This is a genomic window from Micromonospora sp. KC723 (assembly GCF_004348595.1).
Classification (GTDB): Bacteria; Actinomycetota; Actinomycetes; order Mycobacteriales; family Micromonosporaceae; genus Micromonospora.
Window position 1 is genome coordinate 15,854 of record NZ_SMKD01000007.1, and the last position, 19,695, is coordinate 35,548.

Below are 19,695 nucleotides of genomic sequence, written 5' to 3' on the forward strand. Positions count from 1 at the left end.
CCGCCGGTCGCGGCCGATCGATTCGCTCACACCGGTCGCGGCGGCGGCGGGGACGGATCGCCGCCGACGTAACATTGCCGGCATGTCAGCACCCGTCAGCACCGTCTCCGACGCGATCCAGGCCGCCCTGGCCACCGTCAACGACCCGGAGATCCGCCGCCCGATCACCGAACTCGGCATGGTCCGCTCCGCCGTGGTCGGCGACGACGGCGTCGTCCGGGTCGAGCTGCTGCTCACCGTGGCCGGCTGCCCGCTGAAGGACAAGCTGCGCAGCGACATCACCGCCGCGGTGGGTGCCGTGGCCGGCGTGACGGGTGTCGAGATCGAGTTCGGCGTGATGAGCCCCGAGCAGCGCCAGGAACTCCAGACGAAGCTGCGCGGCGGCGGTGCCGCCGCCCAGGAGCCGGTGATCCCGTTCGCCCAGCCCGGCTCCCGCACCCGGGTGTACGCGGTGGCCAGCGGCAAGGGCGGCGTCGGCAAGTCCAGCGTGACGGTGAACCTGGCCGCCGCGCTGGCCGCCCGGGGCCTCTCCGTCGGCGTGGTCGACGCGGACATCTACGGCCACTCGGTACCCCGGATGCTCGGCGCGGACGGCAAACCCACCCGCGTCGAGGACATGATCATGCCGCCGCAGTCGCACGGCGTGAAGGTCATCTCGATCGGCATGTTCACCCCGGGGAACGCGGCCGTGGTGTGGCGCGGCCCGATGCTGCACCGGGCGCTGCAGCAGTTCCTCGGCGACGTCTACTGGGGCGACCTGGACGTTCTTCTGCTGGACCTGCCCCCGGGCACCGGCGACATCGCCATCTCGGTGGCCCAACTGCTGCCCAACGCCGAGATCCTGGTGGTGACCACCCCGCAGGCCGCGGCGGCCGAGGTGGCCGAGCGGGCCGGCGCGATCGCCCTGCAGACCCACCAGCGGGTGGTCGGCGTCATCGAGAACATGGCCTGGCTGGAGCTGCCCGACGGCTCACGGATGGAGGTGTTCGGCTCCGGTGGCGGCCAGACGGTCGCCGACTCGCTGAGCCGGACGATCGGCGCGCAGGTGCCGCTGCTGGGGCAGATCCCCCTCGACACCCGGGTCCGGGAGGGCGGCGACGCCGGTACGCCGATCGTGCTGGCCGAGCCGGACGCCCCCGCCTCGAAGGCGCTGAGCCAGGTCGCCGACCGGCTCGCGGTGCGCCGGGAGTCGCTGCTGGGCAAGCCACTCGGCCTCAAGCCCGCCGGTCGCTGACCCGGCCGTTTCCAGGCCCGCCGGCCACCTGACCCGGCCGTCCGGGTCAGGTGGCGTCGTCGTAGCTGCGGCGGGGGGCCGGTGCCGGCGCGTTGCCGGTGGCCGGACGGCCGGCGTCGGAGCGTACGTCGACGGCCTTCGCGACGTCCTTCAGCTCGTCGTGCACGCCGGTGACGTCTGCGCGGAGGTTGTCGTAGACCCCCTGCAACGGCTTGCGGATCGCCGCCTCGTCCTCCTCGCTGAGCAGGTGCTTACGGATGAACGCCTTCGGGTGCAGGTCCTCCAGCTGGATGTCGGTGCCCAGCTCGCGACTCAGGTCGCCGGTGGCGTTCTGGGCCATGGTGCGCAGGTTGCGCACCATCCGTAGACCGTCGTTGATCACGTTGGGCAGCCGGTCACCGAAGATCAGCAGCGCCAGGAGCAGCAGCGCACCGATCTCCCACCAGTTCAGGTTGTCGAGCACTGCTGGGCCTCCTCGTCGGCGTCAGGGCAAGACTACGCACGCCGAACGGCTGCCCGGGAGGGGGTGACCGTCCTCACTTGGCATCTGCGGCGAGCGTCACGGACGCGTTCTGTCGGCTCGCGCCCCGCCGGTACTCCACCGTCACCACCGACCCGGGAGCGAACTTGCGCACCAGGGCGATCAGGTCGGTCGGCTCGGTCATCGGCCGGCCGTTCAACCGCAGGATCACGTCCCCGGCCCTGAGGCCCGCGCCGGCCGCCGGGCCGGACGGCTCCACCGCCGCCAGCCGTACACCCGCGCCGCCGGTGGCCGACCCCGCGCCGCCGACCTGGGCCCCGATCACCGTACGGCGAGCCTTGCCCGTGCCGATGATGTCCTGGGTGATCCGCTTGGCCTGGTTGATCGGAATGGCGAAGGCAAGCCCGATGTTCCCCGCCTCCTGTCCCTCGGCGACCAGTGACTTGATCGTGGAGTTCACCCCGATCACCCGACCGGCCGAGTCGACCAGCGGGCCGCCGGAGTTGCCGTGGTTGACCGCCGCGTCGGTCTGGATCGCCGCGTAGTAGCGCACCGGGCCACCCGGCTCCCCGGCCTGCATGGTGCGGTCGAGGGCGCTGACGATGCCGGCGGTGACCGTGTTGGCCAGCGACAGCGGCGAGCCGATGGCGAGCACCGGGTCACCCACGGCGAGGGCGTCGGAGTCGCCGAACTCGATCGGGCGCAGCCCGGTGCGGCTCACCTTGATCACGGCGATGTCCGACTCCGGGTCCTGGCCGACCACGCGGGCCGGTGCCGTGCTGCCGTCGTTGAAGATCACGCTGGCGTGGCCGCCGCCGCTCCCGACCACGTGGTCGTTGGTGATCACGTGCCCGTCCGCGCTGACGATGAAGCCGGAGCCCTCACTCACCCCGCCCAGAGTCGCCACCCGGACGGTCACCACGCTGGGCAGGACCTTCTCCGCGACCCCGGCCAGCGACTCGGGGCGACGCTGGGCCAGCCCGGGGGCATCGGCGGGCCGGGCGCCGAGGGTCACCCCACCGGCCCCGCCGCGCACCGCGAAGGCGTACCCGAGAGCACCGCCGAGCGCCCCCGCGAGCAGTGCGGTGACCAGCGGGATCAGCAACAGTTGGCGCAGCCCCGGTCGGCCCGGCGCGTCCGGGTCGCTGACCGGCTCGGGCGTCGCACCGGCCGCCGGCGCGGTCGGCAGCACCACGGCGGCGGGCGCGTACGGGTCGCGCCACGGATCGGCGAGCGCGTCGGACCACCACGGTGACGCCGTGCCGCCCCCGGCGCCGTGCGTCGTCGGCGGCCCTGCCGGCGGCGTTCCCGTCGGCTGTCCCACCGGCGCAGGCTTGCTGCCGGGCTGGCGCCAGTCCCAGCCGTCGGTCACGTCGGTGCCTCCCACTCCGTCCCCGGATCCCCCGTCCGGGGCGGCGCGACGGCCGGCACACCACGGGGGACACCGCTTCCAGGATTACACGGATGGGCCGGGATCGAGCCGGCTCCGGCGGTCGTGATCGTCATCGCCGGACGGGGCGGCTGCGCCGCGCCGGTCTCGCCTCTAGGCTCACAGTGCCAACCCGCCCCTCGCACCACTCCCGCCGCCCGGAGGTGTCCCATCGCCACGGTCGCCAGTTCCGGCACCCCGACGGCGCAGACGTTGCAGTTCGCCGAGTCGTACGTCGGTGAGGACCTCGTACTGCGGACCGCCCGCGCCCTCGCCCGTGAGGTGGGCCTCGACGCGGTGACCCCGGGGGCCGGGGCCGCGCTGCGTCTGCTCGCCGCCGCCGGCAACGCCCGGGCGGTGGTGGAGATCGGCACCGGCACCGGGGTCAGCGGGGTCTGGTTGCTGCGCGGGATGCGGGCCGACGGGGTGCTCACCACCATCGACGTGGAGGTCGAACACCAGCGGATCGCCCGACGCATCTTCGTCGAGGCCGGCTTCCCGTCGGGGCGTACCCGGATCATCACCGGCCGGGCGCTGGACGTGCTGCCCCGCCTCGCCGACGGCGCGTACGACCTGGTCTTCGTCGACACCGAGGCGACCGGCTTCGCCGCGTACGTGGATGCCGCGCTGCGGCTGCTGCGCCCCGGCGGGGTGCTCGCCCTCAACGGCGCCCTGGCCAACGGGCGCATCGGTGACCCGGCCGCCCGGGACGCCGAGACGGTCACCGTCCGGGAGACGGTGAAGGCGATCAGGGAGTCCGAGCACTGGACGCCGGCGTTGCTGCCGGTCGGGCACGGTCTGCTGGTCGCGGTGAAGTGCTGACCGCTCGCCGACCGGCCTGCGGCGGCCGGGCGGCGGCGGCCGGTCAACGCAGCGTCGCCAGCCAGCGCAACAGCCCGCGTACGCCCCAACCGGTCGCACCCCGGGTCAGCTCGGCGTCGTCGCTGTCGGCCCAGGAGGGCGCGGACATGTCGATGTGCAGCCAGCGGTTCCGCAGGTCGCCGGTGAACTCGCGGAGGAACAGCGCGGCGGTGATCGAGCCCGCGCCGGCGTCCGGCGAGCTGTGCAGGTCGGCCAGGTCGCTGCCGAGGTGCTCGACGTAGTCGGCGGGCAGCGGCATCCGCCAGGCCGCCTCACCGGCGTCCTCGATCGCGGCCAGCAGATCGGCGGCGAGTTGGTCGTTGTCGCTGTAGAGCGCGCCGTGCCGCTTGCCGAGCGCGACCGCGTTGGCACCGGTCAGGGTGGCCAGGTCGATCAACAGGTCCGGCGCGAGCTCGCGGACCGCGTACGCCATCGCGTCGGCGAGCACCAGCCGACCCTCCGCGTCGGAGTTGGTGGTCTCGCTGGTCAGGCCGCCGTAGTGGCGGACGATGTCGCCGGGACGGAACGCGGAGCCGCTGACCATGTTCTCGGCCAGCGGGGTGAGGGTGGTGACCCGGACCGGCAGGCGCAGCGCCGCCGCGCCGAGGGTCGCCGCGACCACGGCGGCGGCGCCGGCCATGTCCTTGCGCATCAGCTTCATCGCCGGCAGGGGCTTGATGGAGATGCCGCCGGTGTCGAAGGTGATCCCCTTGCCGACGAGCACCACGTGGGTTCGGGCCTCGGCGGGTCGCCAGTCCAGTTCGAGGAGGCGGGGACCACTGGCCGAGCCGCCCCCGACAGCCAGGATGCCGCCGAAGCCCTCGGCGGCCAGTTCCTCCGGGCCGCGTACCCGCAGGCGCAGGTCGGGAAGGTCGGCGGCGGCCTCGACCTGGGCGACGAACCACTGCGGGTTCTTCACCGACGAGGGAGCGTTGGTGAGGTCCCGGGCGAATCGGGTCATCCGGGCGGTGGTCTCCGCGACGGCGACCGCCTCGCGGTGGGCCTGTGGGTCGGCGACCAGCAGTTCCACTCCGGCCAGTGCGGGCGTCTCGGCGGCGTCGGTCATCCGGAACCGGTACGCGGCGAGCTGGAGCCCCTCGACGAGGGCACGGACCGCGTCGCTGTCGATGTCGGTCGGGAGAGCGACAGTGACGTGCGTCTCATCCTTGGCGGCGCGGGCGAGGGCCGCCCCGGCGGTCCGCCAACTCCTGCCGGTGCCGTCGCCGACGCCGAGCAGCAGCAGCCGTTGCGGGTTGCCGGCGGGGCGCAGATGGGCGAAGGTCTCGCCGGCCCGGCCGGCGAGCCGGGTGGCGGGCAGCAGGGCGGTCGCCTCCGCGGGAACCTCGTCGGGCAGGGCAACTCCGGTCGCAACCAGCGTCGCCGGGGCCCTGCCCCCGTCGGTGGCGGCACCGGCGCGGACAGGCAGGACGAGAGTGTCCAGCCGGTCGGGGCCGGCTGTCAGACGGATGGCGAGCACGCTGGGCCGTACCTCCGGAGATGATCGTGGCGCGGGGCCGGACCGCCCCCGCGTGCGGGATGTGAAGACCCTGAGCCACCGGAGACTCCGGTGGCTCAGGGTCACGACGAACCATCCGCGCGGCGCCGCGCGGATCGTCGATCGGTCAGCCGGCGGCCGCCTTCAGCGCGTCACCGAGCGCGTTGGCCTCGTCGGGAGTCATCTCGACGACGAGCCGGCCACCACCCTCCAGCGGGACCCGCATGACGATGCCCCGGCCCTCCTTGGTGACTTCCAGCGGACCGTCGCCCGTCCGCGGCTTCATCGCCGCCATGTTGTCTCCCCTCAGACCTACACCAGGGTCGGTGGGTTGCCCCACAGCCACTTCGCCATGACCACCCGCAAGGCACACGGGGGTGTCGACCAACGATTTTCCCTGATGAACACCGCCGGACCCAAACCGAAGCAGCATTGATGTAACAGTACCTAGCTTATCCTGGGTAGGCCTGTCACAATGTGCGGTCATGCAGGCACGGTCGGCACTCTTCGACCTGTACGGCGACCACCTCCGGCCGAGAGGTGGCCGCGCACCGGTCGCCGCCCTGGTCAAGTTGCTCGCGCCGCTGGGGATCGCGCCCCCGGCCGTGCGCACGGCGGTCTCCCGGATGGTCCGCCAGGGGTGGCTGGATCCGCTCCGCCTGACCTCCGGGCCCGGATATTCGATCACACCCAAGGCCGCCCGGCGACTCGACGAGGCGGCCGCCCGGATCTACCGCACCGGACGGGTCACCTGGGACGGCCGGTTCGACCTGTTGGTGCTCCGCACCCCGCCGTCCCGGCGGGACCGGCAGCGGCTCGCGGCCCACCTCAGCTTCCTCGGCTACGGCGCCCTCGACGAGCACACCTGGGTGGCCACCCGGGCCAGCGACGACGTCGACCTCCTTCTGGAGGAAGCCGGCGTGCGCTACGAGCGGTTCACCGCGGCGCACGCCGCCGGCACGCCGGGGGCGATGGGGGTGGTCCGGCGGGCCTGGGACCTCACCGAGATCGGGCACGCGTACGAACGGTTCGTCGCCGAGCAGCGCCCGCTGCTGGCCGGGGTGACCGTGCGCAGCAGTGACGAGGAGGCGTACGCGGCCCGGTTCCGGCTCGTGCACGCGTGGCGTACCTTCCTGTTCCGGGACCCGCAGCTGCCGCCGGCGCTGCTCCCGGAGCGCTGGCCCGGCATCGCCGCGGCCAGCTTCTTCGACCGGCACGCGGCCCGCCTGCGGCCGGCTGCCGACCGGTACGTCGAGCAGTGCCTCGACGCCAGCAACCGCACCGCCCGACAGAAGGGTCGTTGAGAACGTGACCGAGCCGCTGCTCGTCGACCGCACCGATGCCGTGGTCACCCTGACGCTGAACCGCCCCGCCGCGATGAACTCGCTGGACGTGGCGCTCAAGGAGGCGCTCCGGGACACCCTGGCCGAGCTGGAGGCCGACCGTTCCTGCCGGGCGGTGGTGCTGGCCGGGGCGGGCGGACAGTTCAGCGCCGGGCAGGATCTCCGCGAGCACGTGCAGGCCCTCCGGTCGACCGGCGCGAACCCGTTGGACACGGTGCGGGCGCACTACAACCCGATCGCCGCCCGGTTGGCCAACCTGCCCAAGCCGGTCGTGGCCGCGGTCCGCGGGATGGCCGCCGGTGCGGGCGCCTCGCTGACGTTCCTGGCCGACTTCCGGATCGGCGGGCCGAGGACGAGGTTCCTGATGGCGTTCGCCGGGGTGGGCCTGGCGGCGGACACCGGCGCGTCCTGGACGCTGCCCCGGCTGGTCGGCCACGCCAAGGCCGTGGAGATGCTGATGCTCGCCGAGCCGGTGAGCGCCGAGGAGGCGTTTCGGCTGGGCCTGCTCACCCGGCTGGTCGACGACGACGAGGCGGTGCTGCCGACCGCGCAGGAGTTCGCGGCCCGGCTGGCCGCCGGCCCGACCGTGGCGTACGGGGCGATCAAGCGGCAACTCTCCATCGCCGACGCGGGCACCCTGGCCGACGCCCTGGCCGCCGAGGCCCAGGCGCAGGCGATCTGCGGCGCGACGGCCGACCACCGTCGCGCCACCGAGGCGTTCGTCGACAAGCGCCAGCCCACCTTCGGGGGCCACTGAGCCCGGGGCGGCCTGACCGGAAGGATCGCGTGCTCGCCGCAGCATGGCGACGCATGCGCGCACACCGGGGTGATCACGGACCGTCACCAGGGCGGTGCCCCCGCTAGTCGTCCTCCTCCGGATCCTGGTTGGCCTCGGCGCCCAGCACGAACGCCTGCATGGCCAGCTCGTCGCCGAAGGGCGACACGAACGTGGGCAGCTCGCCCGGCCCCAGCTCCTGCACGTACGACCAGAACAGCCGCACCGCCTCGGCCTGGGTGTCCGCCTCGATGGGCAGGTCCAGGCTGACCAGCCAGGTACGGCGGGGTGTCGGTGGGCCGAGCCGGTCGGCCAGTTGCCCGAACACGACCGGGTCGAGCGGGCTGACCGGGCCGGTGATCTCCACCTGCTCGGCCGGAACCGGCTCGTCGAAGGCCCGCCGGGTGTACGCCACCAGCAGACCCTCACCGGACCGGGTGACCCGGCCCAGGGCCACCAGCCGGGGCGGCGAGTCCGCCAGCACGGCCACCGGGTCGCCGGGGTGCGGGCTGCGCCCCGGCGGGCCGGCGGGCAACTCCAGGGAGTCGTGGTGGACGAGGCGCTCGGCGTCGAGGCGCCCCGGCGGGAGGAGCACCGCCCAGGCGCCCTCACCCCGCCCGGTGCCTCCGCCGCCGTCGGTCGCGCCGCTGGCGCGGTGGTCGGTCGCGGTCATGCCCCAATCCCATCACGCCCCGCCCGGGCGGCGACGACGTGGCAGGCCGCGAGGTGGTCGTCGACCATCCCGGTGGCCTGCATCAGGGCGTAGGCGGTGGTCGGGCCGACGAACCGGAAGCCGCGCCTCTTGAGCTCCTTGGCTAGCGCGGTGGACTCGGCGGTCAGCGCCGGCACCTGCGCGAACGACTCCGGTCGGGTGGCCCGGGCCGGCGGCGCGTACGACCAGAGCAGCGCGGAGAGCCCCTCCGGCAGCGCCAGGGCGGCGCGGGCGTTGGCGACCGCCGCCTCGACCTTGGCACGGTTGCGGACGATGCCCGCGTCGGCGAGCAGGCGGGCGACGTCGGCCTCGCCGTAGCCGGCGACCCGCTCGATCCGGAAGTCGTCGAAGGCGCGCCGGAACGCCGGCCGCTTGCGCAGGATCGTCAACCACGACAGGCCGGACTGGAACGCCTCCAGCGTCAGCCGCCCGTAGAGCGCGTCGTCGCCGCGCAGCGGCCGGCCCCACTCGGTGTCGTGGTAGACGGCGTAGTCCGGGGTGCTCGCCCCCCAGGCGCAACGGGGCAGCCCGTCAGGGCCGGTTACCAGGTCAGTCACGGCGTACACGGTAGGGCAGGCCCCCGACGGCGGGCCTCAGGGCAACCGACCCTGCTCGACCAGGCGGGCGAACCGCTTCAGGGCCAGGGTCAGGCTGCCCTTGGAACCCGGCCAGAGCAGCGGCCAGGCCAGCCGGCCGGCGGCCCCACCGGGCAGGTGGAACCACTCGTGCCAGACCACCTGGGTGCGGTCACGGGCCAGCGGGGTACAGCGCAGCACACCCGGGCCGCGCAGGAGCGGACCGCAGTGCACCACCCCGACCTCGTACGGCGCGTCGACCCGGACCACCCGCATCTCGTCGCGGAGCGCGGCCGGGCCGAGCGCGGTGACCGCCTCGACCAGGCTGCCCTCGCCGCCGTCGCCCTCGACGACCCGGACGGTGGTCAGCGGGATCCAGTCGGACTGCCGCTCCCAGTCGGTGAGCCCCGCGAAGACGCGGTCGGCGGGAGCGTCGACGATCACGGTCGCGGTGAACTCGCCGGCGCCCCGGCGGGCCGCCTCGCGCAGCCCGTCCGCGCCCTCGGCACCGCTCACGTCGGCTCCGAGCGGACCTTGACAGCGTCGGACGGGTCGCCGTCGGTGCCGGTGGGACCGACGGCCGGGCCGGCAGGGTCGGCGTCGGCGGCCCGCCGGGCAGGCGCGGCTCCGGCGGGGTCCGGGGCGTCGGCGTCCGGTGTCGCCCCGGGGGCCTCCTGGCCCGGGGCACCGGTTGTCGCCTCGGCGGCCGGCACGGCCCGGGCGGCCTCCTCACGGGCCCGGCGCAGCTCGTCGGCGTCGGCGGTGCGCCCCTCGCGCAGGGCGGCGACCTCGGCCTCCAGCACCCCGATCAGCTCGGCCTTGTAGCCGATGTCGTAGGCGGCACGGCGCATCGCCTGGTCGACCTGGGCCATCCGGTAGCCGCGCAGCGCGGTGTCGAAGCGGACCTCGCCGACGTCGGACTCCCGCAGCGGACGGCCTGCCGGCAGCGGCACGGCCTCACCGTCGGGCTCGGCCGGCACCAGGCCGGGATCCCGCCCGGAGACCAGCACCGTCACCCCGAACACCACCGCCGCCACGGTCAGCGCGATGACCAGTACGAGCAGAACCTGACCCATGCACAGATCGTGACACGTCGACCCCCTCCCGAGCGACCCCAACCACGCCCGTCGCCGCCGATCCCCGCCGGCGTGCCGCGCGACCGGCCGGATAGCGTCGTCAACGGTCGGGGTGGTCCGGCCGGTACGGGCGGGAGGCGGGATGGCCGGGACGCTGCGGCTGGGTGGGCGGACGTTCGCCCCGGGCGAGCTGGTGGTGATGGCGATCGTCAACCGGACGCCCGACTCGTTCTTCGACCGGGGAGCCACCTTCGCGCAGGACAGCGCGCTGCGCGCGGTGGAGCGCGCGGTCACCGAGGGCGCCGAGATCATCGACATCGGTGGGGTGAAGGCCGGGCCGGGCGACGAGGTCGACGTGGCCGAGGAGATCCGGCGGACGGTGGACACCATCGCCGCCGTCCGGGCCGCCTTCCCCGAGGTGGTGATCTCGATCGACACCTGGCGGGCCGAGGTAGCGGTGGAGGCGGTGGCGGCCGGCGCGGACCTGCTCAACGACACCTGGTCCGGGGCCGACCCGGCGCTGGCCCGGGTCGCCGCGGCGACCGGCGCCGGGCTGGTCTGCTCGCACGCCGGCGGCCTCGCCCCGCGGACCCGGCCGCACCGGGCGGCCTTCGACGACGTGGTCGCCGACGTGCTGACGACGGTGACCGGGCTCGCCGAACGCGCGGTGGCCCTGGGGGTACGCCGCGACGGCGTCCTCATCGACCCGGCGCACGACTTCGGCAAGAACACCCGGCACTCGCTGGAGATCACCCGGCGGCTCGGCGAACTCGCCGGCACCGGCTGGCCGCTGCTGGTGGCGCTGTCGAACAAGGACTTCGTCGGCGAGACGCTGGACCTGCCGGTGCCGGAGCGGCTGGAGGGCACCCTCGCCGCGACCGCCGTGTCGGCCTGGCTCGGCGCGCGGGTGTTCCGCGCCCACCAGGTGCGCCCCACCCGCCGGGTGCTGGACATGGTGGCGTCGATCCGGGGCGACCGCCCGCCGACGCTCACCCGCCGTGGCCTGGCCTGACCGGGCTCAGCTCCAGCGGAGGATGTTCTTCCGCCAGGCGTAGAGGATGCCGAGGGCGACCACGGCCACGAAGACGCCCATCTCGACGACGGTGACCAGACCGAAGCCGGGACGGTCGAAGACCAGCGCCCACGGGAACAGGAACACCGCCTCCACGGCGAAGAGGACGTAGAGGTAGGCGTACACGTAGTAGCGGATCTGCATCTGGGCCCAGTCCCCGCCGACCGGGTCGACGCCGCACTCGTAGCTGGCCCGCTTGCCCCAGGGATCGGCCGGACGGGCGGGACGTAACACCCGGTTGGCCGAGAACGCCGTAACGAAGAAGAGGACGCTGGCGAGCAGCAGGAGCCCGAGCGTCGCGTACGAGCCCAGGTAACCGGTCACGGTGGGTCAGCCTACCGGGCGGCAGCACCCCGCAACGGCCGGTTCCGCAGCCGTACCGATTGCGTTACGAATTTGTTTCTCTGCGGGACTAGTACCCTCGGACAACTATCGCGAATATGGGAATTCCACCCAGCGTCACGGAGGACAGATGCCCCGCGTGGACGTACCCCCCGCTCCGCGGGGACTCGCCCGGCGTACCTCTTCGCTGGCGGTCGCCTCGCTGGCGGCCGGGCTGGCGGTGGGACTGGCGGCGGCCCCGAGCCTGGCCACGGCGGCACCGACGACGGCCCGGCCCACCGCTGCGGTCACCGACGCGACGCTGCCCGGTCGCGGGCCGGCCGGCGACTCCAGCAACCCTCCGGCGGAGCCGACGGCCACCGAGCCCCTGCCGACCGTCGCGCCGCCGACCCTGTCGCCCGACCCGACGACCCCCGCGCCGAAACCGACCACGGCCGCGCCGACCACCACGGCACCCGGCAAGCCGGCTCCGACCACCACCGCGCCGACCCCGTCGCGCGGCGGCACGGTGAAGTCGGCTCCGCCGGCCGCGCCCCGGCCGGGCGCGCGGGCCGGTGAGAGGCTCGGCGTCCGTATCACCACCCAGGACATCTCGCTCGACCCCGCCTACTGGAACGCGGAGAGCACGGAGACCGGGCTGCGGGTGACCGTCGAGAACACCGGCGCGGTGACCGAGCAGGTCCGGCTGGCCTACACCCTGCCCACCGGGGTGAGTGACGCCGGGACGCCGGGCTGCGCGGCCGCCGGCGGCGGTAGCTGGCGCTGCGGCGAGTGGACCGCGCCGCCCGGTTCCCGGTTCACCAGCGTGATCAAGGTACGTGTCGACGGTGACGCCTGGCGGGGCATGCCGCTGAGCGGCACGGTGCGGGTCACCGCCGGCGCCACGGGGACGACCGGCGTCGCCGAGGACAACGAGGGCTTCGCGGTGCTGTTCCCGCCCGGGCCTCCGGTGCCCGGGATCCTGCTCGAGGCCGACGAGGTGGCCTTCGACATCAGCGGTGGCGAGACGGAACTGGCCGTCCGGCTGGGCAACACCGGCCGGGTGGACGCCGCCGGGCGGGTGGAGGTGGTCCTGCCGGCCGGGGTGAGCGTGCCGAGCCCGCCGGCGGGCTGCACGGTGGACTCGCTGTCGCGTACCCGCTGCGACCTCGGGCTGCTGCCCGCCGGGCGGACGGAGATCCTGCGCCTGCCGGTGGTGGCCACTGCGGAGGCCCAGCGGGAGGCGCCGCTGGCCGGCGCACTGATCGGCGTGCTGGACCCGCGAAGCGGCCGCACCCGTGAGATCCGGACGAGCTTCAAGATCACTGCGGCGGCGGCGCTCGCCACCCCGGTGGCCACCCCGACACCGACCGGCTCGCAGGGCGTGCTCCCCGCGGCCAGCGGCGGCAGGGCCGGCGGCGGGTCGGTGCAGCGCGTCGCGGTCACCCTGATCTCGATCTCCGTGCTGTTGGTGGCCGTGGCGCTCGCGTGGGCCACCACGTCGCTGCGGCGGCGGATGAACGACCCGGCGCCGCAGTCGGCGGGAAGCCCGGCGGTTGACTGACCGGACCGACGGGTAAGGGCCGTCGCCGGTGATCTGGATTACGGCGGCCGCCCCAGATCGGGATAAACGCTGACATAAGACCGCTACATCCGTTCCCAGTCGTCGGACCTCCACCAAGGATGACCTAACGACTCGACGTAGGCTCTGAGGTGAGAAACGACAGCGGGCCGGACCAGCCACGGGGTGATTCGGCGCAGCGGCGCGTCAAGGAGGTCACGTGGCCGGGCAAGGCGAGGTCACCATGATGTTCAGCCACCCGCGTGACGGGGCTGAGCGAAGCGAGGTGCAGGCGTGACCAAGCAGATCCGTCAACTGGACCGGGTGGTCATCCGGTTCGCCGGCGACTCCGGCGACGGCATGCAGTTGACCGGCGACCGGTTCACCTCGGAAACGGCGCAGTTGGGCAACGACATCTCCACCTTGCCCAACTTCCCGGCCGAGATCCGGGCGCCCGCCGGCACGCTGCCGGGCGTGTCGAGCTTCCAGGTGCACTTCGCCGACTACGACATCCTCACCCCCGGCGACGCCCCGAACGTCCTGGTGGCGATGAACCCGGCGGCGCTCAAGGCCAACCTCGCCGATTTGCCGCGCGGGGCCGACATCATCGTCAACACCGACGAGTTCACCCGGCGCAACCTGACCAAGGTGGGCTACGCCACCAGCCCCCTGGACGACGACACCCTCACCGGCTACGTCGTGCACCCGGTCGCGCTGACCTCGATGACCGTCGGCGCGCTGGCCGAGCACGCGGTGTCCAAGAAGGACGCCGAGCGGGCCAAGAACATGTTCGCCCTCGGCCTGCTCTCCTGGATGTACTCCCGGCCGTACGAGTCGACGCTGCGGTTCCTGGAACGCAAGTTCGCCGCCCGGCCCGAACTGGTCGCGGCGAACGTGGCCGCCTTCCGGGCCGGCTGGAACTTCGGCGAGACCACCGACTCGTTCTCGGTGCGGTACGAGGTGAAGCCGGCGAAGATGCAGCCGGGCACCTACCGGAACATCACCGGCAACGCCGCGCTCTCCCTCGGCCTGGTGGCCGCCGGGGTCCGCTCCGGGCTGCCGGTCTTCCTCGGCGCGTACCCGATCACCCCGGCCTCGGACATCCTCCACGAGCTGAGCAAGCACAAGCGGTTCGGTGTGGTCACCATGCAGGCCGAGGACGAGATCGCCGCGGTCGGCGCGGCGCTGGGCGCGTCGTACGGCGGCGCGCTCGGCGTCACCACCACCAGCGGCCCCGGCGTGGCCCTCAAGAGCGAGACGATCTCGCTGGCCGTCGCGCTGGAGCTGCCACTGGTCATCGTCGACGTGCAGCGCGCCGGACCGTCCACCGGCATGCCGACCAAGACCGAGCAGGCCGACCTCAACATGGCGCTGCACGGCCGGCACGGTGAGGCCCCGGTCGCGGTGATCGCGCCGAAGTCGCCTTCCGACTGCTTCCACGCGGCGCTGGAGGCGGCCCGCATCGCGCTGACCTACCGCACCCCGGTGATCCTGCTGTCGGACAACTACGTCGCCAACGGCTCCGAGCCGTGGCTGCTGCCCGACGTGGAGTCCCTGCCCGACCTGCGGGTCGAGTTCGCCACCGCGCCCAACGGCGAGGACGGCACCTTCCTGCCGTACCTACGCGACCCGGAGACCCTGGCCCGGCCCTGGGCCGTCCCGGGCATGCCGGGGCTGGAGCACCGCATCGGCGGCCTGGAGAAGGCCGACAAGACCGGCGACATCTCGTACGACCCGGCGAACCACGACTTCATGGTGCGCACCCGGGCGGCCCGGATCGAGACGATCCCGGTACCGGACGTCGAGGTGGAGGACCCGGACGGCGACGCCCGGGTGCTGGTGCTCGGTTGGGGCTCGACGTACGGCCCGATCGGCGCGGCCTGCCGGGGGCTGCGCCAGCGCGGGCTCTCCGTGGCCCAGGCACACCTGCGGCACGTGGCCCCGATGCCGGCCAACCTCGGCGAGGTGCTGCGCTCCTACGACCGGGTGGTCATCCCCGAGATGAACCTCGGCCAGCTCGCCCACGTGATCCGGGCCAAGTACCTGGTCGACGCGATCGGCTACAACCAGGTCCGCGGCTTGCCCTTCACCGCCGCCGAGCTGGAGACGATGCTGGAAGAGGTCCTGAAGAATGTCTGAGCCCGTCGCTCTCAAGCTCACCGCCAAGGACTTCAAGTCCGACCAGGAGGTGCGCTGGTGCCCCGGCTGCGGCGACTACGCCATCCTGGCGGCCGTCCAGGGCTTCATGCCGGAGCTGAACATCCCCCGGGAGAACATCGTCTTCGTCTCGGGCATCGGCTGCTCGTCCCGCTTCCCGTACTACATGAACACCTACGGGATGCACTCGATCCACGGCCGCGCCCCGGCGATCGCCACCGGCCTGTCGGTGTCCCGGCCGGACCTGTCGGTCTGGGTGGTCACCGGCGACGGCGACGCCCTCTCCATCGGCGGCAACCACCTGATCCACGCGCTGCGCCGCAACGTCAACCTCAAGATCCTGCTGTTCAACAACCGGATCTACGGCCTGACGAAGGGGCAGTACTCGCCCACCTCCGAGGTCGGCAAGATCACCAAGTCGACCCCGGCCGGCTCGGCGGACGCCCCGTTCAACCCACTGTCGCTGGCGCTCGGCGCGGAGGCCACCTTCGTCGCCCGTACCATCGACTCCGACCGCAAGCACCTCCAGTCGGTGCTGCGGGCCGCCGCGCAGCACGAGGGCTCGGCCTTCGTGGAGATCTACCAGAACTGCAACATCTTCAACGACGGGGCGTTCGACCAGCTCAAGGAGCCGGCCACCCGGGACGACCACCTGATCCGGCTCGAGCACGGGCAGCCGATCACGTTCGGTTCCGCCGGACAGTTCTGCGTGGTCCACCCGCCGGGCGGGTTCGGGCTGGAGGTCCGCGAGACCGCGGGCACCCCGGCCGACGAGATCGTGGTGCACGACGCCACGGTCACCGACCCGGCGTACGCGTTCGCCCTGTCCCGGCTGCCCGGACTGGACCTGCGCAACACCCCGATCGGTGTGTTCCGCGCCGTCGACCGCCCGTCCTACGACAGCGTCGTGCAGGAGCAGGTGGCCACCGCCAAGGCGAAGGTCACCGAGACCCCGGAGCAGCAGCTCGCCGGCCTGCTGGCCAGCGGCGACACCTGGACGATCCTCTGATCCGCCGACCGTGAGCGACGACGGCGGCCGTCCCGCACCCGGGACGGCCGCCGTCGTCGTACGTCAGGCGGTGGCGGTGCTGGCCGACGGACGGTCGTCGCGGACGTGCACCAGCATGTCGCCGGTCTCGATGACCGCGCCGGCCTTGTCGGCCAGGGTCACCACCTTGCCCCGGCGGACCAACGCGATCACCAGCGACTCCAGCTCCCGTGGCGACTTACCCACCTCGTGCCGCTCCGCCGAGCGCATCGCCAGCGCCATGCCCTGACCGGGGGTGAGCAGGTCCTCCACCACGTCGATCAGCGGCGGCGCCGAGGTGGACAGGCCCAGCAGCCGGCCGGCGGTGGCCGAGGAGACGATCACGTGGTGGGCGCCGCTCTGCCGCAGCAGCGGGGCGTTCTCCGCCTCCCGGACGGCGGCGATGATACGCACCTGGCCGGCGGTGAGCTGCCGGGCGGTGAGTGCGACCAGCACCGAGGCGTCATCGCTGTCGGTCGCGATGATGACCGATCGGGCGGTGCGGACGTGCGCCTCCTCCAGCACCGCCGAACGGGTGGCGGAGCCCTCGATGGCGACCAGCCCGGCCGAGGTGGCCTGCCGCAGGGCGGCCCCACTGCGCTCCACCACCACGATGCGGGACTTGTCCAGTCCGTTCTCGAGCAGGGCGGAGACAGCGCTGCGGCCCTTGGTGCCGTAGCCGCAGATGATGACGTGATCCTTCACGGTCCTCCTCCACCGCACCAGGCGACGGCCGGTCCGGTACTGCTCGGTCAGGACTTCCAGGGTGGTGCCGACCAGGATGATCAGGAAGAGCACCCGGGCCGGGGTGATGAACACCACGTTGACCAGCCGGGCCTCCTGGGAGACCGGGGTGATGTCGCCGTACCCGGTGGTGGAGAGCGACACCACCGCGTAGTAGAAGCAGTCAACCAGGGTGAGGCCGTCCTCGTTGACGTCGCGGTAGCCGTCCCGTTCGAGGTAGACCACGGCGACGACGGCGCACACCAGCCCGACGGCGGCGGCCACCCGGAGACTGAGCGCGCTGAGCGGCCCCCGCCGCTGCGCCGGAAAATGGATCACCGCGGGACCTGTCCCGATCTCGCCGTCGCCTGCACGAGCACAACATAGCCGTTGACGGTGGATCCGCACGCCGGGGTGGCGTACCGGGGCGGCCGACCGGGCCGGCAGCCGGCATGATGGTGGGTGTCCGGACGCCCCACGAGGAGGCCCCATGTCGTTGCTGCGGCGGGTGATCGGCAGCGTGCTACGCCGGGTGCGCCAGCGCCAGGGCCGTACGCTGCGCGAGGTGGCCGAGGCCGCGGGGGTCTCGCTGCCCTACCTGTCCGAGGTGGAGCGCGGGCGCAAGGAGGCCTCCTCCGAGGTGCTCGCCGCGATCTGCCGCGCCCTCGGGATCAACCTGTCGGACCTGCTCGAGGAGGCCCGCGACGACCTGCGCCGGGTCGAGCGGCGGGTGCCCGCCGCCCCCCGGGCGGCGCTGGCCCGGCTGGACCGGGCCCCGGCCGCCCGCACCGACACCGGCCCACGCCTGCGGATCGGTTTCCACGCCGACACCCTCGTGTCCGAGCCGCGCGCCGCCGGGCCCCTCACCGGGTCCGCGCCGGTGGCGACCGGACGGCTGCTCCGGCTGGGCGGGGCGACAGTGACGGCCGGCGACCGGCTGCCGCACGTCGGTGGGGCGAACTGCGTGGTCATGCCGCCGGTGGGCCTGACCACGTCGCGCCCCGGTACACCGGTCGGCGAGGCGGGGCTTCGGGTCCGGCTGCTCGCGCCCGCCGGTCCGCGTACCCCCAGGATGCTGGCCCGGCGGCGGGCCCGCGCGGGCCTGCGGCGACTGCTCACCGCCCGGTAGGTCCGGCGGGTTCTGCCGTCGGCGGATCTGCCGCTGGCAGAACCGCTGGGGCCACGACCACCACCCGGCGCACGCTGGAGGCGCCGGTTCCCGGGCGGACCCCTCGCCCGCCGGCACGCGGAAGGGTGGTCACGATGATCGGGAACGGCGTGCGGATGCTGGACGGGGGGCAGGCGTCCTTCGGTGACCAGGTCTTCGAGCGACTGCTGAGGGAACGGATCGTCTTTCTCGGCACGGAGGTCACCGACGCCTCGGCCAACCAGATCTGCGCCCAGATCCTGCTGCTCGCCGCCGAGGACAGCAGGCGCGACATCTACCTCTACATCAACTCGCCGGGCGGCTCGGTGAGCGCCGGCATGGCCGTTTACGACACCATGCGGTACGTGCCCAACGACGTGGCCACCCTGGCGCTGGGGTTCGCCGGTTCGATGGGGCAGTTTCTGCTCTGCGCCGGGACGGCCGGCAAGCGCTTCGCGCTGCCCCACTCGCGGATCATGATGCACCAGCCCTCCGGGGGGATGGGTGGCACGGCCGCCGACATCACCATCCAGGCCGAGAACATGCTGCACGTGAAGCAGACCATGCAGGAGCTGATCGCCCAGCACAGCGGGCGCACCCTCGACGAGATCCAGCGTGACTGGGACCGGGACCGTTGGTTCACCGCCGAACAGGCCCGCGAGTACGGCCTGATCGACCGGGTGATCAGCCACGCCGGTCAGCTCGGCGACTGACCGTTCCCGCGCCGCCCCATGGGGCAGGCACCTGCCGGGCGGGACGACCGGTGTCCGAGGTCGGTGAGGCGGCGGTGGTGCGGGCAGCACTGGACGGCTTGGCGCTGCGACTCGACGGACGGCCGGCGGAGCCGACGACGGTACGACGGAAGCGGTCGGTGTTCTACAACGTGCTTCGGTACGCCGTCGAGCTGGAGGCGTTGGCGTTCAACTCGGTCGACAAGATCCGGGTACGGGCGCAGCGAGCGAAGGTCGCCGAGTCGGTCGACCGGCGGGTGGCGGTCAACGGTCCTCAGGCGCGGGAACTGCTGACAGCAGTGTCGTACGTCGGCGAGCGGGGCCGGGTGGGCCGCGGTGAGCGCCTGGTCGCGTTCTTCGCCTGCCTGTACTTCGCGGCGCTGCGACCGAGTGAGGCGCTGGCGTTGCGCGAGCAGGACTGCCACCTTCCGGCGATCGGGTGGGGCCGGCTGACGCTGGTCGACAACCGGCCCCAGGCGGGTAAGCGGTGGACCGACAGCGGCGAGGTGCACGACCGGCGCGGGTTGAAGCACCGGGCGACGGCGGATTCCCGGGTCGTGCCGATCCCACCAGAGCTGGTGGGCATCCTGCGGCGGCACGTCGACCGGTTCGGCGTCGCCGACGAAGGTCGGCTCTTCCGCAGCGGCAAGGGCAACGTGGTGGCCGCATCGACGTACTCGCCGGGTGGGAGGCAGCGCGGGAGCTGGCGTTCCGGTGCAGGTGGCATCACCGCTGGCCGGGCGACCGTACGACCTGCGGAACGCGGCGGTATCGCTGTGGCTGAACTCTGGTGTTCCGGCAACCGACGTCGCCGCGCGTGCCGGGCACTCCGTCGACGTGCTGCTGAAGGTGTGCGCCAAGCGCATCGACGGCCAGGAGGCCACGGTCAACCAACGAATCGAGGCGGCGTTGGGCGGCCCGGGTGCGAGTCTCACCGGCAGCCACACCAGTCCGGATCTTGACCGGAACGGCCGG

21 protein-coding genes are annotated in these 19,695 nt (G+C 73.3%); 11 read left to right on the top strand and 10 right to left on the bottom strand.

The features are described from left to right. Positions 1–82 precede the first annotated feature (82 nt). A complete protein-coding gene (locus E1165_RS03345) occupies positions 83–1,234 on the top strand; it encodes an Mrp/NBP35 family ATP-binding protein (RefSeq protein ID WP_132387569.1) in 1,152 nt (383 codons plus the stop codon). A gap of 46 nt (positions 1,235–1,280) precedes the next feature. Here the strand turns inward: E1165_RS03345 and E1165_RS03350 are convergent, their stop codons facing one another. Together E1165_RS03350 and E1165_RS03355 are read right to left on the bottom strand one after the other, a co-directional pair. After that, a complete protein-coding gene (locus E1165_RS03350; RefSeq protein ID WP_132387571.1) occupies positions 1,281–1,697 on the bottom strand; it encodes a preprotein translocase subunit TatB in 417 nt (138 codons plus the stop codon). 73 nt (positions 1,698–1,770) lie between these two features. Beyond that, positions 1,771–3,039 carry a S1C family serine protease gene (locus E1165_RS03355; protein WP_371687297.1) on the bottom strand — a complete coding sequence of 423 codons (1,269 nt, stop codon included), beginning with the start codon at positions 3,037–3,039 and terminating at the stop codon, positions 1,771–1,773. Positions 3,040–3,357: 318 nt separating this feature from the next. Here E1165_RS03355 and E1165_RS03360 point away from each other — a divergent pair, with 318 nt between their 5' ends. Next, a complete protein-coding gene (locus E1165_RS03360) occupies positions 3,358–3,966 on the top strand; it encodes an O-methyltransferase (protein ID WP_132387575.1) in 609 nt (202 codons plus the stop codon). Positions 3,967–4,009: 43 nt separating this feature from the next. On the opposite strand, the gene E1165_RS03365 is transcribed toward E1165_RS03360, so the two are convergent. Next, complete coding sequence (locus tag E1165_RS03365; protein WP_132387577.1) at positions 4,010–5,482, bottom strand: M17 family metallopeptidase; 1,473 nt, start codon at positions 5,480–5,482, stop codon at positions 4,010–4,012. Between the two features lie 145 nt (positions 5,483–5,627). Continuing rightward, positions 5,628–5,795: a DUF3117 domain-containing protein gene (locus E1165_RS03370; RefSeq protein ID WP_007455245.1), complete on the bottom strand. Its 168-nt coding sequence runs from the start codon at positions 5,793–5,795 to the stop codon at positions 5,628–5,630. A 190-nt stretch (positions 5,796–5,985) separates the two neighbouring features. On the opposite strand from E1165_RS03370, the gene E1165_RS03375 reads away from it, so the two are divergent. Beyond that, a complete protein-coding gene (locus tag E1165_RS03375; protein ID WP_132387579.1) occupies positions 5,986–6,804 on the top strand; it encodes a PaaX family transcriptional regulator C-terminal domain-containing protein in 819 nt (272 codons plus the stop codon). A gap of 4 nt (positions 6,805–6,808) precedes the next feature. Then, positions 6,809–7,600 carry an enoyl-CoA hydratase/isomerase family protein gene (locus tag E1165_RS03380; protein ID WP_132387581.1) on the top strand — a complete coding sequence of 264 codons (792 nt, stop codon included), beginning with the start codon at positions 6,809–6,811 and terminating at the stop codon, positions 7,598–7,600. 103 nt (positions 7,601–7,703) lie between these two features. Here E1165_RS03380 and E1165_RS03385 read toward each other — a convergent pair whose 3' ends face one another. From E1165_RS03385 to E1165_RS03400, 4 genes are read right to left on the bottom strand one after another with little or no spacing between them, the layout of a single operon-like run. Continuing rightward, positions 7,704–8,291 carry a hypothetical protein gene (locus tag E1165_RS03385; RefSeq protein ID WP_132387583.1) on the bottom strand — a complete coding sequence of 196 codons (588 nt, stop codon included), beginning with the start codon at positions 8,289–8,291 and terminating at the stop codon, positions 7,704–7,706. Then, positions 8,288–8,887, bottom strand: coding sequence for a DNA-3-methyladenine glycosylase I (locus E1165_RS03390; RefSeq protein ID WP_132387585.1), 600 nt, complete (start codon positions 8,885–8,887; stop codon positions 8,288–8,290). Before E1165_RS03390 ends, E1165_RS03385 begins: the two co-directional genes overlap by 4 nt. A 36-nt stretch (positions 8,888–8,923) precedes the next feature. Beyond that, entirely contained in the window at positions 8,924–9,421 is a 498-nt protein-coding gene (locus E1165_RS03395; protein ID WP_132387587.1) for an SRPBCC family protein, read from the bottom strand. Continuing rightward, a complete protein-coding gene (locus E1165_RS03400; protein WP_132387589.1) occupies positions 9,418–9,981 on the bottom strand; it encodes a DivIVA domain-containing protein in 564 nt (187 codons plus the stop codon). Before E1165_RS03400 ends, E1165_RS03395 begins: the two co-directional genes overlap by 4 nt. A gap of 142 nt (positions 9,982–10,123) precedes the next feature. Here E1165_RS03400 and folP point away from each other — a divergent pair, with 142 nt between their 5' ends. Continuing rightward, a complete protein-coding gene (gene folP / locus E1165_RS03405) occupies positions 10,124–10,993 on the top strand; it encodes a dihydropteroate synthase (protein ID WP_132387591.1) in 870 nt (289 codons plus the stop codon). Positions 10,994–10,999: 6 nt separating this feature from the next. On the opposite strand, the gene ndhC is transcribed toward folP, so the two are convergent. Beyond that, positions 11,000–11,377, bottom strand: a complete 378-nt coding sequence (gene ndhC, locus E1165_RS03410) for an NADH-quinone oxidoreductase subunit A (RefSeq protein ID WP_132387593.1) — start codon at positions 11,375–11,377, stop codon at positions 11,000–11,002. Between the two features lie 148 nt (positions 11,378–11,525). Here ndhC and E1165_RS03415 point away from each other — a divergent pair, with 148 nt between their 5' ends. From E1165_RS03415 to E1165_RS03425, 3 genes are all read left to right on the top strand, one after another. Continuing rightward, the gene (locus E1165_RS03415) at positions 11,526–12,938 is read left to right on the top strand and encodes a hypothetical protein (RefSeq protein ID WP_132387595.1); all 1,413 of its coding nucleotides are present in this window, start codon (positions 11,526–11,528) and stop codon (positions 12,936–12,938) included. 291 nt (positions 12,939–13,229) lie between these two features. Beyond that, on the top strand, positions 13,230–15,074 hold the full coding sequence (locus E1165_RS03420) for a 2-oxoacid:acceptor oxidoreductase subunit alpha (RefSeq protein WP_132387597.1): 1,845 nt from the start codon (positions 13,230–13,232) through the stop codon (positions 15,072–15,074). Beyond that, complete coding sequence (locus E1165_RS03425) at positions 15,067–16,101, top strand: 2-oxoacid:ferredoxin oxidoreductase subunit beta (RefSeq protein ID WP_132387599.1); 1,035 nt, start codon at positions 15,067–15,069, stop codon at positions 16,099–16,101. The genes E1165_RS03420 and E1165_RS03425 overlap by 8 nt, the downstream gene beginning before the upstream one ends. Before the next feature lie 63 nt (positions 16,102–16,164). On the opposite strand, the gene E1165_RS03430 is transcribed toward E1165_RS03425, so the two are convergent. After that, complete coding sequence (locus tag E1165_RS03430) at positions 16,165–17,181, bottom strand: TrkA family potassium uptake protein (protein WP_132387601.1); 1,017 nt, start codon at positions 17,179–17,181, stop codon at positions 16,165–16,167. A 151-nt stretch (positions 17,182–17,332) separates the two neighbouring features. Between E1165_RS03430 and E1165_RS03435 the strand changes: the two genes are divergently transcribed. The 3 genes from E1165_RS03435 to E1165_RS03445 all read left to right on the top strand — a co-directional run bounded on the left by E1165_RS03435 (position 17,333) and on the right by E1165_RS03445 (position 19,682). Then, on the top strand, positions 17,333–17,971 hold the full coding sequence (locus E1165_RS03435; RefSeq protein ID WP_132387603.1) for a helix-turn-helix domain-containing protein: 639 nt from the start codon (positions 17,333–17,335) through the stop codon (positions 17,969–17,971). 134 nt (positions 17,972–18,105) lie between these two features. After that, complete coding sequence (locus E1165_RS03440; RefSeq protein ID WP_132387605.1) at positions 18,106–18,702, top strand: ClpP family protease; 597 nt, start codon at positions 18,106–18,108, stop codon at positions 18,700–18,702. A 50-nt stretch (positions 18,703–18,752) separates the two neighbouring features. Continuing rightward, positions 18,753–19,682 (top strand): hypothetical protein, encoded by a 930-nt coding sequence (locus E1165_RS03445; RefSeq protein WP_243704568.1) that lies wholly within the window; start codon positions 18,753–18,755, stop codon positions 19,680–19,682. Positions 19,683–19,695: the final 13 nt, after the last annotated feature.

What these genes read in the sequence shown, in the direction of transcription:
- E1165_RS03345 (WP_132387569.1), top strand. Translation starts at nt 83, where the DNA reads ATGTCAGCACCCGTCAGCACCGTCTCCGACGCGATCCAGGCCGCCCTG.
- E1165_RS03370 (WP_007455245.1), bottom strand. Translation starts at nt 5,795, where the DNA reads ATGGCGGCGATGAAGCCGCGGACGGGCGACGGTCCGCTGGAAGTCACC.
- E1165_RS03375 (WP_132387579.1), top strand. Translation starts at nt 5,986, where the DNA reads ATGCAGGCACGGTCGGCACTCTTCGACCTGTACGGCGACCACCTCCGG.
- E1165_RS03385 (WP_132387583.1), bottom strand. Translation starts at nt 8,291, where the DNA reads ATGACCGCGACCGACCACCGCGCCAGCGGCGCGACCGACGGCGGCGGA.
- E1165_RS03400 (WP_132387589.1), bottom strand. Translation starts at nt 9,981, where the DNA reads ATGGGTCAGGTTCTGCTCGTACTGGTCATCGCGCTGACCGTGGCGGCG.
- folP (WP_132387591.1), top strand. Translation starts at nt 10,124, where the DNA reads ATGGCCGGGACGCTGCGGCTGGGTGGGCGGACGTTCGCCCCGGGCGAG.
- E1165_RS03415 (WP_132387595.1), top strand. Translation starts at nt 11,526, where the DNA reads ATGCCCCGCGTGGACGTACCCCCCGCTCCGCGGGGACTCGCCCGGCGT.
- E1165_RS03425 (WP_132387599.1), top strand. Translation starts at nt 15,067, where the DNA reads ATGTCTGAGCCCGTCGCTCTCAAGCTCACCGCCAAGGACTTCAAGTCC.
- E1165_RS03435 (WP_132387603.1), top strand. Translation starts at nt 17,333, where the DNA reads ATGTCGTTGCTGCGGCGGGTGATCGGCAGCGTGCTACGCCGGGTGCGC.
- E1165_RS03440 (WP_132387605.1), top strand. Translation starts at nt 18,106, where the DNA reads ATGATCGGGAACGGCGTGCGGATGCTGGACGGGGGGCAGGCGTCCTTC.